12 protein-coding genes are annotated in these 15,754 nt (G+C 76.8%); 4 read left to right on the forward strand and 8 right to left on the reverse strand.

Going from position 1 to position 15,754, the window contains the following annotated elements:
• Window positions 1-487 precede the first annotated feature (487 nt).
• The gene (locus ACIPLC_RS23775) at window positions 488-2,308 is read left to right on the forward strand and encodes a BTAD domain-containing putative transcriptional regulator (protein WP_400475008.1); all 1,821 of its coding nucleotides are present in this window, start codon (window positions 488-490) and stop codon (window positions 2,306-2,308) included.
• Window positions 2,309-2,410: 102 nt separating this feature from the next.
• Here the strand turns inward: ACIPLC_RS23775 and lanKC are convergent, their stop codons facing one another.
• The 3 genes from lanKC to ACIPLC_RS23790 form a co-directional block, all read right to left on the reverse strand.
• Window positions 2,411-4,990, reverse strand: coding sequence for a class III lanthionine synthetase LanKC (gene lanKC, locus ACIPLC_RS23780; RefSeq protein WP_400475009.1), 2,580 nt, complete (start codon window positions 4,988-4,990; stop codon window positions 2,411-2,413).
• Between the two features lie 106 nt (window positions 4,991-5,096).
• Complete coding sequence (locus ACIPLC_RS23785) at window positions 5,097-6,338, reverse strand: MFS transporter (RefSeq protein ID WP_400475010.1); 1,242 nt, start codon at window positions 6,336-6,338, stop codon at window positions 5,097-5,099.
• A 141-nt stretch (window positions 6,339-6,479) separates the two neighbouring features.
• Complete coding sequence (locus ACIPLC_RS23790) at window positions 6,480-6,653, reverse strand: hypothetical protein (protein WP_400475011.1); 174 nt, start codon at window positions 6,651-6,653, stop codon at window positions 6,480-6,482.
• 406 nt (window positions 6,654-7,059) lie between these two features.
• Between ACIPLC_RS23790 and ACIPLC_RS23795 the strand changes: the two genes are divergently transcribed.
• Genes ACIPLC_RS23795 through ACIPLC_RS23805 form a run of 3 tightly spaced genes read left to right on the forward strand, consistent with a single transcriptional unit; the run spans window position 7,060 to window position 11,646 of the window.
• A complete protein-coding gene (locus tag ACIPLC_RS23795) occupies window positions 7,060-10,170 on the forward strand; it encodes an adenylate/guanylate cyclase domain-containing protein (protein ID WP_400475012.1) in 3,111 nt (1,036 codons plus the stop codon).
• Entirely contained in the window at window positions 10,167-11,111 is a 945-nt protein-coding gene (locus ACIPLC_RS23800; protein ID WP_400475013.1) for a S8 family peptidase, read from the forward strand. The genes ACIPLC_RS23795 and ACIPLC_RS23800 overlap by 4 nt, the downstream gene beginning before the upstream one ends.
• The gene (locus tag ACIPLC_RS23805; protein ID WP_400475014.1) at window positions 11,095-11,646 is read left to right on the forward strand and encodes a GAF domain-containing protein; all 552 of its coding nucleotides are present in this window, start codon (window positions 11,095-11,097) and stop codon (window positions 11,644-11,646) included. Before ACIPLC_RS23800 ends, ACIPLC_RS23805 begins: the two co-directional genes overlap by 17 nt.
• Here the strand turns inward: ACIPLC_RS23805 and ACIPLC_RS23810 are convergent.
• The 5 genes from ACIPLC_RS23810 to ACIPLC_RS23830 all read right to left on the reverse strand — a co-directional run bounded on the left by ACIPLC_RS23810 (window position 11,643) and on the right by ACIPLC_RS23830 (window position 15,701).
• Window positions 11,643-12,536, reverse strand: coding sequence for a virginiamycin B lyase (locus ACIPLC_RS23810; RefSeq protein ID WP_400475015.1), 894 nt, complete (start codon window positions 12,534-12,536; stop codon window positions 11,643-11,645). The genes ACIPLC_RS23805 and ACIPLC_RS23810 overlap by 4 nt on opposite strands.
• A gap of 16 nt (window positions 12,537-12,552) precedes the next feature.
• The gene (locus tag ACIPLC_RS23815; RefSeq protein ID WP_400475016.1) at window positions 12,553-13,755 is read right to left on the reverse strand and encodes an AI-2E family transporter; all 1,203 of its coding nucleotides are present in this window, start codon (window positions 13,753-13,755) and stop codon (window positions 12,553-12,555) included.
• A gap of 272 nt (window positions 13,756-14,027) precedes the next feature.
• Window positions 14,028-14,771, reverse strand: a complete 744-nt coding sequence (locus ACIPLC_RS23820) for a glycerophosphodiester phosphodiesterase (protein ID WP_400475017.1) — start codon at window positions 14,769-14,771, stop codon at window positions 14,028-14,030.
• A complete protein-coding gene (locus tag ACIPLC_RS23825) occupies window positions 14,768-15,214 on the reverse strand; it encodes a hypothetical protein (protein ID WP_400475018.1) in 447 nt (148 codons plus the stop codon). The genes ACIPLC_RS23820 and ACIPLC_RS23825 overlap by 4 nt, the downstream gene beginning before the upstream one ends.
• 70 nt (window positions 15,215-15,284) lie before the next feature.
• Complete coding sequence (locus tag ACIPLC_RS23830; RefSeq protein WP_400475019.1) at window positions 15,285-15,701, reverse strand: molybdopterin-binding protein; 417 nt, start codon at window positions 15,699-15,701, stop codon at window positions 15,285-15,287.
• Window positions 15,702-15,754 lie beyond the last annotated feature (53 nt).

Here is a 15,754-nt window from a genome sequence, read left to right on the forward strand (position 1 = left end):
CGAACGCACCGCCCCCGCCCCCTAGGGCCGTTCGGCCCGCGCCCCCGGGGCCGCACGGCCCGCGTTCCGGCACCCGGACCGGGACCTCCGGTGGCCGTCCGCCCCTCCCCGCCCCTCGGGCGGCGCTCGCCGCGCCGACGAGCAGCCCTGGAGGATCGCCGGAGCCGCCCCGGCGCCCACCCCCGGACCACCCCGGCGCCCACCCCCTTGGCCGCCCGGCCCGGGCCGGGGGCCGTCACCTCCCACCGCGCCCCGCCGTCACCTCCCACCCCGCCCCACCTGCCGCGACACCGCACACCCCGGGCGCCGCCGCCTCCGGCCGGCCCCTCCCCCGGGTGAATGACATGTGAGGGCGGCGTGACCGAAGCAGGCCGATTCCGTGCCCTTCAGATCGGATCGGCCGTCAAGTAGCCTGCGCCCACGCCCGCACCGCCACCGGTCACGCCCCCGCCCCGCACGCCCCCACCCACGCCCCGGAGGTACGCCGATGCCCCTGGCCCAGCCCGCCGCCCCCACCCGGCCGCGCTTCTCCGTCCTCGGCCCGCTGACCGGCGAGGCGGACGGCCGCCCGCTCGCCCTCGGACCGCTGAAGCAGCGGCTGGTGCTGGCCGTCCTGCTGAGCCGCGCCAACACGGCCGTCCCGGTCGACCTGCTCACCGACGCGGTCTGGCCCGAGGAGCCGCCGCGCACCGCCCGCAAGAACCTCCAGGTCTACATCTGCACCCTGCGCACCCTGCTCGGCCGTGGCACCGGGCCCGAGCGGCTGGTCCACACCGCCGGCGGCTACCTGCTGCGGGTCGCCGAACCCGAGCTCGACGTCCTGCAGTTCCGCGCCCTCGCCCGGGCCGGCCGGGCCGCCGCCGACAGCGGCGCGCTCGCCCCCGCCGCCCGGCTGCTGCGCCAGGCCCTCGACCTGTGGCAGGGCCCGCCGCTCGCCGACCTGCGCCGCTCACCCGCCGTCCAGGCCGAGGCCGACCGGCTGGAGGCCCGCTGTCTCGGCGTCCACGAGGACTGGGCGGAGACCGAGTTGGAGCTCGGCAACGCCACCGCCGTCGCCGAGGAACTCGCCGACCTGGCCGAACGCCACCCGCTGCGTGAACGCCTCCAGGCGGCCCGGATGAACGCCCTGCACCTGTCCGGCCGGCAGGCCGAGGCACTCGCCGTCTACGACACCCACCGCCAGCTGCTCGCCCGCGAGTTGGGCCTCGAACCCAGCCCCGCCCTGACCGCCCGCTACCGGCACCTGCTCGCCCACGGCCCGGCCCGCCCCGCCACCACCCGGTCGGCGCCGCACGCCGGTCCGAGCGGCGCACTGCTGCCCGCCGACACCGCCGACTTCACCGGCCGCAGCCATGAACTATGCGAGCTGATCGACGCGTTGGGCGAGGGCGGCGAGCGCGTCGCGATCCTCTCCGGCCCGGCCGGCATCGGCAAGACCGCCCTCGCCGTGCACGCCGGACACCTGCTCGCCGAGCGCTTCCCCGATGGCCGGCTGCTGATCCGGCTGCGCGCCGAGGACGGCGCCCCGCGCCCGCTCGCCGACGTCCTCGCCGAACTCGCCGCCCTCACCGGCCGGTCCGGCCCCAGACCCGCCGACCCGGCCCAAGCCGCCGCGCTCTGGCGCGCCTCCCTGGCCGGGCGCCGGATGCTGCTGATCCTCGACGACGCCCCCGGCGAGGCCGTGGTCCGCGAACTGCTGCCGGGCTTCGGCCCGAGCGCCACCCTCGTCACCTCGCGCAGCCAACTCGCCGGACTGGCCTCGGTGCACCGGGTGACCGTCCCGCCCTTCGCCCCCGCCGAGGCCCTCGACCTGCTCGGCCGGATCGTCGGCACCGGCCGGATCGGCACCGACCGCGCGGCCGCCGCCCGGACCGTGGAGTCCTGCGGACTGCTGCCGCTGGCCGTCCGGGTCGCCGGCACCCGGCTCGCCGTCCTGCGCCACCTGCCGCTCGCCGAGTACGCGGCCCGCCTCGCCGATCCGGCCGGCGCCCTGGACGAACTCGTCGCCGGGGACGTCACCGTCCGCGCCCGCCTCGACTCCGGCTGGCGCGACCTCACCGACCAGGGCCGCCTCGCCCTCGGCCGGCTCGCCGCCCTCCCGCTCTCCCTGCTGTTCACCCTCCCCGAGGCCGCCGCCGCCCTCGGCCGCCCCGAACGCCTCGCCCTGCGCACCCTGGAGGCCCTCACCGACACCGGCGCCGTCACCTCCCCCACCGGCGAGGTCACCGCCCACGCCGCCCTCTACGCCCTCCCCCGCCTCACCCACCTGCACGCCCGCGAGCACACCACCGCCCTGGAGCGTGTCTGACCATTCCCGCCGGGCGCGTCATGGGGCCACCTCCCGGCCGAAGGCCGGGGGAGCCGCGCGCCGATCCGCCGCGAATGGTCAGACACGCCCTGGCCAGCAGCCTCAGCTGAGCCCGCCGGGCCGGGCGGCGCCCCTTGGACCGAGCGTCAGCACGTCCAGCAACTCCCCGCCCGCCAGGCCCTGTTCGACGGCCCGCAGGGCCAGCAGCACGCCCGCCGCCCCGGTGTGCAGGTCCGCCGAGAACCGCCGCAGCCGCATCCCGGGGACGAGCAGCCCCTCCGGCCGCGCGACCAGGTGCCACTGCAGCTTCCGGACCTGCTCGCGGACGGCGTCCCGGGCCGCCGCCCCTCCCAGCCGGTCCAGCGCCAGCAGCAGCCCGGCGCGGCCCCGGAACAGCCCCGGTTCGCGGACGAATCCGGGTGCGCACACCCGCCGCACGTCGGCGAGGAACTCCTCGAACCCGTCGCCGCCGAGCGCCTGGTACGCCTGGTACTCCTGGGCGACGAGCGCGATCCCGCTGCTGCCGCGGTCGAGGTAGGCGAGCCGCCGCCCCCGGTCGAGGACCTGGACGGACCCGTCGGGCACCCGCACGCACTGTGCCACGGCCCGGTCCAGCGCCTCGCGGCCGGAGGCCAGCAGCCAGTCCTCGCCGGTCCGCTGGTACAGCCTCAGCTGGACGAGGGCGATCCCGGCGAGGCCGTACAGCAGTCCGGCCGCCGTCGGCGCGCCGAGCCCCGCGACGGTCTCCCCCCGCAGCACCGCGTCGAGCGCCCGCGCGTCGGCGAGCGCGTCCGCGAGTTCGCGTCGGCTGCCGAGCGCGTCGGCGAGCCGCAGCCGGGCGAGCGCGGCGCCGGCCCGCCCGCCGTGGAGGGCGACGGTGGGCGCGGGCCGGGCCTGCCGGGCCTGTGCGGCCAGTTCGGCGGCCTCGTCGGCGCGGCCGACCCGGGCGAGTACGGCCGCCACGCCGAGCGGCCCGTCGTAGAGACCGCCGGCGCCCGGTCGCGGGCCGCGCCGCCGCATCGCCGCGATCAGCCAGTCCGCGTACTCGTCGGGGCAGGGCGCCCCGGCCCGGTGCAGCGCGTACAGCACGCCGGCGGCGCCGTGGGCGACGCCGGTGCCGCCGTCGGCGAATCCGGCCGGGTCGCCGGGGAAGAGCCGGTCCGGCCGGTCGGGGGTGGCCCCGGCGTGGATGCCGGCGACGAGTTCGTTCCTGGCGGCGTCGAGGGCGGGCCCGGCGAGGAGTTCGCGCACCCGCCGTTCGCCGACCGGTTCCACCAGTGCCACGGCGCCCGGCCGCACCGGCCCCTCGTCCGGCCCGAGGCCGAACCAGCGGCGGGCCCGCCGTTCCAGCGCGGCCAGCTTGCCCGGGTCGCGTTCGGCCAGTTCCATCACGGGCATCAGCAGCATCAGCCAGGTGGCCCAGAGCATGTGCCGGTCGGCGTCGGCCCCGTCGAGCCCGGGCGGGGGCTGGAGTCCGCCCGCGCCGGCGAGCGGGACGCCGTGGCCGGTGAGTTCCTCCGCGTACTCGAAGTCGACGAGCACCACCGAACCGTCCGGACGGACGATCACATTGGCCGGGTGCAGGTCCCCGAACCGGACGCCCCGCTCGTGCAGGGCGCCGAGCGCCTTCTCCAGCCCGGCGACGACCTCGGCCACCCACTGCGCGTACTCGGCCCGCTGTTCGGCGGTGCAGTTCTGGTGCACCAGCGGGTAACGGCGGATCGCCTCGGCGAACAACTGGACGCCCTCGATGTGCTCCTGGACCAGGAAGGTGTGCTCCCAGACGGTCCGGACCTCGTGCAGCCGGGGCACGCAGTCCAGGCCGGCGAGCCGCTCCAGCGCCCAGTGCTCGCGCCGCAGCCGGGTGACGGCGTCGTCCCCGGCGGCGTCCAGCCCGGCGTGCGGGCGGGCCTCGCGCAGCACCACCCGCTCCCCGGTGGTCCGGTGCTCGGCGAGGTAGATCCCGCCAGCGTTGGAGAACTGCAGCACCTCGACGATCCGGTACGGCAGGTCGCCGCCGGCCGCCTCCCGGGCGGCCAGGTGCGGGCGCAGCGCCTCGGGCGGTTCGACCCAGGCGGGCAGCTGGAAGACCGGGTCGCGCCGGTCGGGGACGAGCTCGCCGGCGGGGTCGCGCAGCGCGGGCACCGTCCGCCCCGCCTCGTCCTGGCACCACAGCTCCACGAACGCGCCGTAGCGCACGTACACGGGGGCCGTCCCGAACCGCAGGTCGGTGAGCACGTACGGCCCCCGACGGCCCGCCAGCACCTCGGCCAGCTCCGCCACGACCGCCAGGAACTCCGCCTCCGACCCCGGGTAGACGGTGACGAACTTGCCACTGCTGCCGCGCCCCATGTACTTGCCGTTCGCGACCCGCAGCGCCTCGTCGCTGCGCAGGAACTTGAACGTCGTGCGGCGCGCCGTGCAGACCCGCGCGACGGCCCGCAACGTCGCCTCGGCCTCCTCCGGCACGGTCGAGACGTGGATCTTCCAGCCCTGCTCCGGCAGCCGGGCGCCGTCCGGCCGCAGCGCCGTCCACAGCCCGCGCCGCTCGCGCCGCCACCCGGCGGGCGGTGCGCCGAGCCCCAGCGGGTACCGGCCGGCCCGGTCGCGGAGCCGGCCGGGGGTGTCGTAGTACGTCGGGTCGGCGAGGCAGTACAGCTGGGTCTCCTGGGCGCCGGCCATGGCGCGCCTCCTCTTCCGGGTCTCTCGTCGTCCGGGCTCTTCCGGGTCTCTCGTCGTCCGGGTCTCTCGTCGTCCGGGGCGCCCGTCGTCCGGGGCGCCCGTCGGTTCAGCCGGCGGGCGCCGGGGCCGGGACCGGGGCCGGGCCGCGCCGGACCGGCGGCGCCCAGGTGACCACGGCCGCGCAGAGCGAGATGGCGAGCGCCAGCAGGGCGAAGGTCCGGGTGCCGCCCAGGGTGCCGAGCATCGCACCGCCCGCCAGCGGGCCGAACGGCTGGACCAGCGTGGAGAGGAAACCGGCGGCGCTCTGCACCCGGCCGATCCGGTCGGGCGGCGCGGCGAGCAGCATGCCGGAGACGAAGCCGATGCTGGCGACCGTGGACAGGCACATGCACACCGCGCAGAGCAGCCCGATCAGCACCGGGGCCCGGGTCAGCACCAGCACCCCGGCGGTGGCGGCGGCCGCCCAGCAGCTGAGCGCCACCAGCCCGCCGTCGCGAGCCCCAGGGCGCGCCCCGGCCAGCTTCGGGGCGAGCAGCGCGCCGGCCAGGGCGCCGGCCGCGGTGAAGGAGACCACGGTGCCGCCACCGACCCCGGAGCGGCCGCCGTCGGAGGCCACGGCCAGGGTGGTGAACATCAGCGCGCTGAACGCGAAGTTCATCCCGAGCCCGAAGATCAGCAGCAGGGTGCGCAGATAGGGCTGGCGCCAGATGAAGGTGAGCCCGGCGGTCAGTTCGCCGCGGCTGAACGCCGCTCCGCTCCTGGCGGCGGGCACCGAGCGGGTCCGCATCAGCGCCACGCAGATGGTGGAGAGCAGCAGCCCGACGCCCTCCGCGAGGAACGGCAGCACCGGGTGCCAGGCGAACAGCGCGCCGCCACACAGCGGCCCGACCAGCCGGGCGGCGGCGCCGCGCGCCTGCATCCGGGACGAGGCCGCGCGGACCTGCTCACGCGGCACCACCGCGCGCAGCAGGCCGCCGGCGGCGGGCCCGTAGGTGCTGGCGATGAGCGCCCCGGCCGCGGCCACCAGTAGGACCAGCGGCAGCGGGGTGTGGCCGCGCAGGACGGCGATCACCAGCGCGGTGACGGCGAGCAGGCTGCCGACGTCACACACCCGCATCAGCCGGCGTCGTTCGATCCGGTCGGCCAGGACGCCGCCGGGCAGCATGGTGAGCAGCAGCGCGCCGACCGACACGGTGCCGATGGCGCCCGCCTGGGCGGCCGATCCGGTCTCCCGCAGGACGAGCAACGGCAGTGCGATCGAGGCGAGTTGGGAGCCGAGCGAGGCCAGCAGGCCGCCGACCCAGAGCAGCCGGAAGTCCCGGTTGCGGGAGAGCGAGGTGGGCTCCATGGCCGTCCTCCGGGGTGGGGGGTGGAATCGGGCCGGGGCGGTCCCGCCGCTGCGGGACCGCCCCGGAGGCCTTGCGCTATCGGGCCGCCGGGGGCGGTGGTGCGCCCGCCCCTGCGCCGGACACCGCCGACCTGCCGCCGGTCAGGCGGAGGTCTCGGCGGAGCTGACGTAGCTGATCAGGCTGAAGCAGTTGCCGTCGGAGGCATCCTGAAGGACCTTCATCGCCTGCAGGTCCAGGATGTTGGCAGTGTGCGCCTCGACCTCGGGGGTCTCCTCGCTGTCCTCGCCGACGATCGGGTCGATGTTCTCGGCCATGGCTGAACTCCCTTCGCTGGGTTGATCGGTAGGGGTTCGACGGGTGGTGGCCCGCCGTGGTGAAGACGGTAGGGAGGCGGGGCTGCACACGGCCTGGGAACCGGTACGGCACCGGTATGGCCGCAGGTCGGGGCGCCGGCGGCGGCGCCGCCCGGCCCGCCACGCCCGCCCGGCGGGCCCGCGCACCCGCTCCGAGCTGCGGCCATACCGCCCGCAAGGCGACCGCGAACCGGGCCCGAAGCCGGCCCGGGGAGCCTGGCCCGGCACGCCCGCACGCCCGGCTCCGACCACGCACTCCCCGACCCCGCGCGCTCCCCGACCTCACGCCCCCCGCACTCCCCGACCTCACGCACTTCCCGACCCCCGCACTCCCCGCACCGCGAAGGACTAGCGAAGGACTGCCGCCATGCCCTGCCCACTCTGCGCCCAACTCGCCAGCACGAACGACCAGTTCTGCCCCGCCTGCGGCACCCCCCGGGCCGCCGCCCTCGACCTGGCCGCCGAGGAGCGCAAGCTGGTCACGGTGGTCTTCTGCGATCTGGTCGACTCCACCGCCCTGTCCGGCGCGCTCGACCCGGAGACGCTGCGCGAGGTGATCCTGCGCTACTTCGAGCGGATGCACCGTCAGATCGAGGCGCACGGCGGCACCTTGGAGAAGTTCATCGGGGACGCGGTGATGGCGGTGTTCGGCGTCCCGGTGATCCGCGAGGACGACGCCCACCGGGCGCTGGCCGCCGCGCTCGCCATGCTGGAGGACCTGGAGGACCTCAACACCGAGCTGGACGCCACCCTCGGGGTCCGCCTGGACGTCCGGATCGGTGTCAACACCGGCCAGGTGGTGGCGGGTTCGGACGCCTCCGCGCGCCAGGCCCTGATCTCCGGCGAGACCGTGAACATCGCCGCCCGGCTGCAGACCCAGGCCGCCCCCGGCCAGGTGCTGATCGGCCCGCAGACCCTGCGCGCGGCGGGGCCGGCCGCCCAGGTGCACGAGGTCGGCCCGCTGCGGCTCAAGGGCAAGGCCGAGCCGGTCACCGCGTACCGCCTGGTCGGGCTGGACGAGGACGACCCCGAGCTGCTGCGCCGCTTCGACGTCCCGCTGGTCGGGCGGGAGCGCGAACTCGCCCACCTGGACGCCGCGCTGGTCCGGGTGGCCGGCGGCCAGGGCCCCGAGCTGCTGCTGGTCGTCGGCGAGGCCGGGATCGGCAAGACCCGGCTGGTGCGCGAGTGGCAGGAGCGGACGGCCCGGCACACCGCGCGCTGCGGCACCGGCCGCTGCCGCAGCTACGGCGAGCAGGGCGTTCTGACCCCGCTCGCGGAGGCCGTCGGGGCCCTGCTCGGCGGCCCGGGCACGCCCGCCCCCGCCGAGGCGCTGGCCCGGCTGGCGGAGGCCACCGCGCCCGGGGTGAGCCCCGAGCAGTCCCTGGACCGGCTGGCCGCGATCCTGCGCGGGCGGACGGTCGAGCGCCCGGCCGTGCTGGTCCTGGACGACTGCCAGTGGGCCGGCCCGGTGCTGCTGGACGCCGCCGAGCGACTGGTCGCCGCCCTCGGCCAGGCCCCGGTGCTGCTGCTGTGCCTGGCCCGTCCGGAGCTGCCGGCCTCCCGTCCGGAGCTGCCGGCGCTGCCGGTCGGCGGCCTTTCCTGGGACGAATCAGCGCTGCTGGCCGCCCAGTTGACGGAGCTGAGTGCCCACCAGGACGCGGTGCCGACCCGGCTGCTGGAGCGCGCCGAGGGCAACCCGCTGCACCTGGAGGAGCTGCTGGCCGCCCTCACCGAGGCGGACGGCCCCGCGCTCGCCGACGAACTCCCGCCCACCGGCCGGGCGCTGCTCAGCGCGCGGATCGACGACCTGGAGCGCGACGAGCGCACCACCCTGGACCTGGCCGCCGTGCTCGGCCGCGCCTTCACCGCCGCCGAACTCGCCCAGCTCGCCCACGGCGGCGCCGACCAGGATGCCTTCGCCGACCCGGAGGACGACGTCTTCACCGGCCCGTTCGACGGCCTCCCCGGTCTGCCCGCGGGCGACGACACCCCGCCTCGGCTGCACGCCGCGCTGGCCCGGCTGGCCGACCGCCGACTGGTCGAACCGGCTGGCACCAGCTTCCGGTTCAGCAGCGGCCTGGTCCAGGAGTCGGTCTACCAGTCGATGTCCAAGCGGGCCCGCGCCGAGCGCCACGAGCGCGCCGCCGACCTGCCGGCCGTCCGCGCCGCCGGGGACGCCGTCGTCGGCGGCCACCTGGAGCGCGCCCACCGCTACCGGCTCGAACTCGGCCTGCTGGACGCCCGGACGGACGCCCTGCGCACCCGCGCGGCCGCCGCCCTCGGCGTGGCCGGTGCCCAGGCGCTCGCCCACGCCGACCTGCCCGCCGCCACCGACCTGCTGGAGCGCGCCGTCCGGCTGCACTACCCGAACGAACGCACCGCCGGCCCGACCCTGCGCCGCCTGGGCGAGGCCCGGCTGGCGCTCGGCCGGGCCGACGAGGCCCTGCCCGTCCTGGCGCAGGTCCGCGACTCGGCGGCCGATCCGCTGGACGCCGCGCACGCCCGGCTCACCCTGGCCGCCCGCGGCCTGCCGCCCGGCCCCGAGCAGCCCGCCGCCACCGCCCGCGCCGTCCTCCCGCTGTTCATCGACCTGCGGGACGACCTCGGCCAGGCCCGGGCCGGGCTGCGCCTGGCCGAGGAGCACCTGCTCGCGGGCCGGCACACCGAGGCGGAACGGCTGCTGGACGACGCCCTCGACCACGCCGCCCGCACCGACGCCGAGCTGGACCGGGCCGCCGTGCTGGCCGCGCTGGCCGCCTCCCTGCTGGCGGGCCCCGAGCCCGTCCCGAACGCCGTCTTCCGGCTGCGGGCCCTGCTGGCCGGGCACGGCGCCGGCCACCGGACCGTCCGGGTCGCGCTCAACGGCCCGCTGGCCGTGCTGCTCGCCCTGCGCGACCGGCCCGGCGAGGCCGAACTGCTGCTGGCCGAGGCCAACGGCCTGGCGGGCGAGCTGTCACTGGCCGATGCGATGGTCTCGCTGCCGGCCCTGACCGCCCAGGCCGCGGCGGCCACCGGCCAGACCGGGCAGGCGCTGGACCTGCTCGCCGACGCCGCCGAGGTCGCCCGCCGGCTGGGCACCACCACCCCGCTGCCCCGGCTCACCCTCACCACCGCCCGCGTCCTGCTGGACACCGACCGCCCGGGCCCGGCCGCCCGCCACCTGGACGGCGTCGACGCCACGGCCGCGCTGCCACCGGTGCTGGCGATCGAGCTCGACGCGCTGCGCGGCCGGCTCGCCGCCTCCCGGGGCGAGGCCGACCCGGCGCTGGAGCTGGCCGGGGCCGCCGCGCAGGCCGCCGAGGCCACCGAGTCGCTGCTGCTCCAGGCGCTCACCGCGCTGGACCGCGCCCACACGCTGCTGCTGCTCGACCGGCGCGCCGAGGCCGCCGTGGCGGCCGCCACCGCCCGGGACCGGTTCGCCGCCAAGGGCCACCTGCCGGGCGTGCGCCGGGCCGAGCGCCTCGGGGGCGCCCGGTGAGCGGCCCGGCCGGCCTCACCTGGAGCCTGCGCGGCCGGGCCGCCGCCGACCTGCCGGTGCTCGCCGACACCACCGCCCACGACACCACCGCCCACGGCAGCCCCGGCCCGGACCGCGCCGCCCACGACGGCGGGGGCACCGGCAAGGGCGTGCGGGTGTGCGTGGTGGACTCCGGCATCGAGCCGGACCACCCGCTGGTCGGTCCGCTGAACGGCTCCTGGGTGGTGGTCAAGGACCCGACGACCCGGGAGCTGGTGGTCCGCCCCGACCGCACCGGCGACACCTGCGGCCACGGCACCGCCTGCGCGGGCATCATCCGCCGCACCGCCCCGGACTGCGAGCTGTACAGCGTCCGGGTGCTCGGCGAACGCTTCACCGGCACCGGGGACATGCTGATCGCCGGGCTGCGCTGGGCCGTCGAGCAGGGCTTCGACGTCGTCAACCTCAGCCTCTCCACCACCCGGACCCGCTTCCTGGAGGAACTGCACGCGATCGCCGACGACGCCTTCTTCGCCCGCACCGCGATCGTCGCCTCCGCCCACAACACCCCGGTGGAGAGCTATCCCTGGCGGTTCTCCTCGGTCATCTCGGTGGGCAGCCACCAGGAGGACGACCCGGGCCTGCACCTGTACAACCCGGCGCCGCCGGTCGAGTTCTTCGCCCCCGGCCAGAACGTCCGGGTCCCCTGGCTCGGCGGCTCCACCATCCGCACCACCGGCAACAGCTTCGCCACCCCGTACGTCGCCGGGCTGTGCGCCCGCATCCTGTCCGGCCACCCGAGGCTGACGAGCTTCCAGCTGAAGAGCGCGCTCTACCTCACCGCGGCCAACGTCCAGGTCGGCCCAGGTGCCGGTCCTCACCGGCCCCCAGGCAGGAGTTCGACCACCGAGCCCACCCCGTCCACCCCGATCACGGAGGCGCCCGATGACCCTCAGCACTGATCCCGCCGTCGACCCGCTGGCCCGCGAGCTGCTGCAGTCCGTGGTGGACGTGGCCCGAGCGATCTTCGGTGCCGAGGCCGGTTCGGTCTGCCTGCTCGACGAGGCGGCCGACGAGCTGGTGTTCCAGGCCGTCTCGGGGCGCGGCGAGGAGTCCCTGGTGGGCCGCCGCTTCCCGGCGGGCAGCGGCATCGCGGGCTGGGTCGCCGCCTCGGGCGAGCCGATGGTGGTCGACGACCTGGGCGCGAACCGCACCTTCGACCGGGCCTTCGCCGAGTCCACCGCGTACGTTCCGAACGCGCTGATGGCGGCGCCGCTGACGCACGGCAGCAGGGTGCTGGGCGTCCTGGAGGTGCTGGACCCGGCCCCGCAGGCCCGGTCCAGCCTGCCCGAGCTGGACCTGCTCGCCCTGTTCGCCCGCCAGGCCGCCGCGGCCCTGCGGGTCATCGCCGAGCGCGCCCCGGCCCCGGCGGCCGTGCCCGACCGCGCCGCCGCCCTCGACCTGCTGGCCGACCTGGAGGAGCTGCTGCGCCGTTAGGCCTGAGCGGGCGCGAGCCGCACCAGCTCGCCGCGCTCCAGCGCCGCGTACACCACCCCGTCCGGGCCGACGGCGATGCCGTGCGGCTCGGCGGCCGGGCCGGGCAGCCGGTAGCCGTCGAACAGCCCGTCCGGGCCGAGCACCCCGATCCGGCCGGCGCCCCACTCGGTGAACCAGAGCCGGCCGTCCGGGCCGCAGGCGATCGCGTGCGGCCGGGCCGCCCGGTCGGCCAGCGGGTACTCGGTGACCTCGCCGTCCACCGTGATCCGGCCGACCAACCCGCCGCCGATGCCGACGTACCAGAGCGCGCCGTCCGCCCCGGCGGTGATCCCGACCGGGGCGGTGCCCTCGGTGGGCAGCGGGTGGACGGCCACCTCGCCCGCGACGGTGATCCGGGCGACGGCGTCCGCCTGGTTGAGCGTGCACCAGAGGGCGCCGTCCGGGCCCGCCGTGATCAGCGACGGGAAGGCCCCGGCCTGCGGCAGCGGGTACTCCGTCACCTCGCCGTCCACGGTGATCCGCCCGATCCGGTCGGCGTTCAGCTCGGTGAACCAGAGCGCCCCGTCGGGCCCCGCCGCGATCCCGTACGGCCCGGCGCCCGCCGTCGGCACGGCGAAGGAGCGCGCCTTCCCGTCGGTGTCGATCCGCCCGATCCGGTGGTCGTGCATCCGGGTGAACCAGAGCGCGCCGTCCGGGCCGGCGGTGAGCACCGCGGGCCCGCACTCCGGCGCCCCGAGGCCGTACCGCTCGACCGTGCCGTCCGCCGCCAGCCGTCCGATCTCCCCCGCGTGCACCAGCGTGAACCACACGCCGCCGTCCGGCCCCAGGGCGACCCCGTACGGTCCGGCCCCCTCCTCGGCGACCCCGATCAGTTCCGTGACCCGTCCCATGCGAACCCCCTCGACACTATCGCGACTTCCGTCGCATTAGCGATCTTCGCACGCCCTTCCCAGCCCCGGCAACCGGGTTGTCGCCGTTGCCCGCCCGGCGGGCGGCCCGCGGGGCGGGGACGCCGCGCAGGACGGACACGATCCCCACGCCGGCGGCGCAGACCGGGACGGCGAGCAGGGCGCCGAGGATCCCGGCGATCCCCGAACCGGCCACCACGGCGACCATGATGGTGGCCGGGTGCAGCTCCACCGTCCGGCTCTGGATGACGGGTTGGAGGACGTTGCCCTCGAACAGCTGGACCGCCATCACCACGCCGAGCGCCCACAGCGCCGTCCCGATCCCGCCGTCGGCGAGCGCGACCAGCACGGACACCGCCCCGGACAGGAAGGCCCCGACGAACGGGATGTAGGCGCCCATGAACACCAGCGCGCCCAGCCCCGGCGCGCCGGGCACCCCGAGCGCCACCAGGCCGATGGTGATGAAGGTGGCGTCGATCAACGCGATCAGCGTGGTGCCGCGCATGAACCCGGCCATCGCGTCGAAGGCCCGCTCGGCACAGGCGATCACCGTCTCGGCGCTGCGCCCGGGCAGGTAGGAGCGGATCACGTCGCCGGTGCGGTGGCCGTCCCGGAGGAAGAAGAACACCAGGGCGAGCGCCAGCACCCCGCCGGCGATCAGCTGGGTGGCCAGGCCCAGCCCGGACAGCACGCCGTTGGTGACGGTCGAGACCAGCGAGTTGGTCTCCCCCTTGGCGTTGTCCAGCGCGTGCCGGATCTTCTCGCCGGTCGGGCCGAGCCACTGGGCGAGCCGGTTGCCGGACAGTTGGAGGGACTCGGCGATCTGCGGGGCGCTGTGCACCAGCGCGTTGACCAGCAGCGCGATCACCCCGCAGACGGCCGCGACCAGCAGCACGCAGGTGAGCCCGGCGGCCAGCCCCCGGCTCACGCCCCGCCGGACCAACCACGGCACCGCCGGGTAGAGCAGCGAGCACCCGAGCAGCGCCAGCACCACCGGCACGGTGGCGGCCCGCAGCTCGACCAGTGCGAAGACCAGCAGCGAGGCGACGGCGAGCAGCAGGATCACCGCCGCCGACCAGGCGGCCGCCTGCCGCACCACCGGCGGCAGCATCAGGTACGGCCTGCGGTGGTCCGGTGCGGCCCCGCCCACGAACCGGGGCTCCACCGCCGGACCCTCCCCGGCCGGACGCTCCTCGGGCACGGCCACCTCCGCCTTGCTCGTCGACGAGTCCGAATCGCCCCGTCTCGACAGACGATCCGTCAGCGTGCCCGTTGCCGCCGGATTCCCCGGCGGACCCGCCACGCCACCGTTCGGCCGATCAAGGGTGGAGTCGATTCAATCCGCCCCCGTCCGTCGCGTACAGCGCGACCGGCGGAGCTCACCTCATCGGACGAAGCGCCCTGGCGGACGCGTTCGAGCGCCGGACCTCAGTTCGCCCCGGAGCGGCCGTCCCCGTCGAGGAGTCGGCACGCTCAGCGGCGGCCGTCCAGGACGGCGCGCAGCACGTCGATCCGGTTGCTGGTGATGGAGGCGACCCCGGTGTCGCGCAGCCGGCGCATGGTGCGGCGCAGGTCGGCGGTCCAGGTGGAGACGGCCAGTCCGGCGTCCGCGGCGGCGGCGGTGAACTCGGGGGTGACCAGGCCGAACGGCGGGTTGAGGTAGCGCGGGCGCAGGTCGTCGAGCAGGGCGCGGGCGGGCAGCCGGGGCTCCTTCCAGGTGAGGGCGATCTCGGCGCCGGGCGCCAGCGCGCGGACGGCGAGCATGGCGGTGGCGGGGCCGCAGAAGGAGACCAGCCCTTCGGCGTCGAGGTCGCTGACGACGGACCAGGTGGCGGCGACGGGGCCGGGGTCGTCGAGGTCGATGAGCAGCCGGGGGCCTCCGGCGGCCGCGACGACCTTGATCGCCTCGGCGAGGGTCGGGACGGCGAGCGGCCCCCGGCGCAGGCCGTCGAGCTGCGCGGTGGTGACCCGGCCGATCGACCGCGGGTCGCCCCAGAGGCGTTCCAGGGTGCGGTCGTGCAGCAGGACGGGCACCCGGTCCCGGGTGAGCTGGACGTCCACCTCGACGGCGTCGGCGCCGGCGGCGAGCGCGGACTCGACGGAGGGCAGGGTGTTCTCGCGGTGGCGGTACGGGTCGCCGCGGTGGGCGACGGCGAGCACCCGGCGGCGGTCGGCGGGGGCGCTGCGGTCGGCGCGGGCCCTGCGGTCGGCGGTCATCGGATCAGCCCCGAGATCCACGGGGTGAGGTCGCGCAGACCGACGCCCTCCCGGTAGCTGGGCTCGCCCGGGACGGTGACGATCATGGTGGTGGACGGCGGGAAGGTCCGCGCCTTGACGTGCACGAGGCCGCTCCAGACCGCGTCGAGGAAGGCCGGCACGCTGTCGCGCCGGACGTCGAAGGCGATGCCGTCGAGGGTCACCACGGCCTCGTCGTGGGTGAACAGACGGACGGTGACCTCGGGTCGGCCGCCGATCTCCAGCAGGGCCTCGTGCGGCACCGGGGCGGGTTCGCCGCCTCCGCCGTAGTTGCCGGCCAGGCCGGCGAAGGTCTGGTCGCGGCCGATGTCGTGCTGGGCGCGGACCTTCCGGCCGCGCCGGGCGGCCAGTTCCTCGACCGCGCGGACGGCGCTCTGGGTGGTCGGCAGGTGCGGGTGGGACATCCCGGGCGGGGCCTCTCGTTCGGATCCGGTTCGGGCGGGGCTCGACGCGCCGTCGGTGCTCGGCCTGCGACTAACGCCGCTCGATCATCACATTGGTGGACTTGATGACTGCGGTGGCGGGGGCGCCGGGGACGAGGTTCAGCTCCTCCGCCGACTCCCGGCTGATCAGCGACACCACCCGGAAGGGCCCCGCCTGGACCTCCACCTGGGCCGCCACGTCGCCGAGCACCACGTGGGTGATGATCCCGGGGAAGCGGTTGCGGGCCGAGGACGGGCGACCCTCCGCCTCGGCGTTCTCCGGCCGGGCCAGCTCACGGGCGAAGGCGGCGAGGTCGACGCCGGGGATGATCCGGTGGCCGTGCTCGTCCCGCTCGGCCGCGACCCGCCCGGCGTCCACCCAGCGCCGCATGGTGTCGGCGCTGACCCCGAGCAGTGCCGCGGCCTCGCCGATGCGGTACGGGTTGACCGGCGCCCCGGACTGGCCCATGGTGCGACTCCTGACACTGACTCGGGGAACGTGGGACGGGAACGGGGACGCCG

Origin of the sequence: Kitasatospora sp. NPDC086801, from assembly GCF_044745805.1 — a bacterium.
Classification (GTDB): Bacteria; Actinomycetota; Actinomycetes; order Streptomycetales; family Streptomycetaceae; genus Kitasatospora.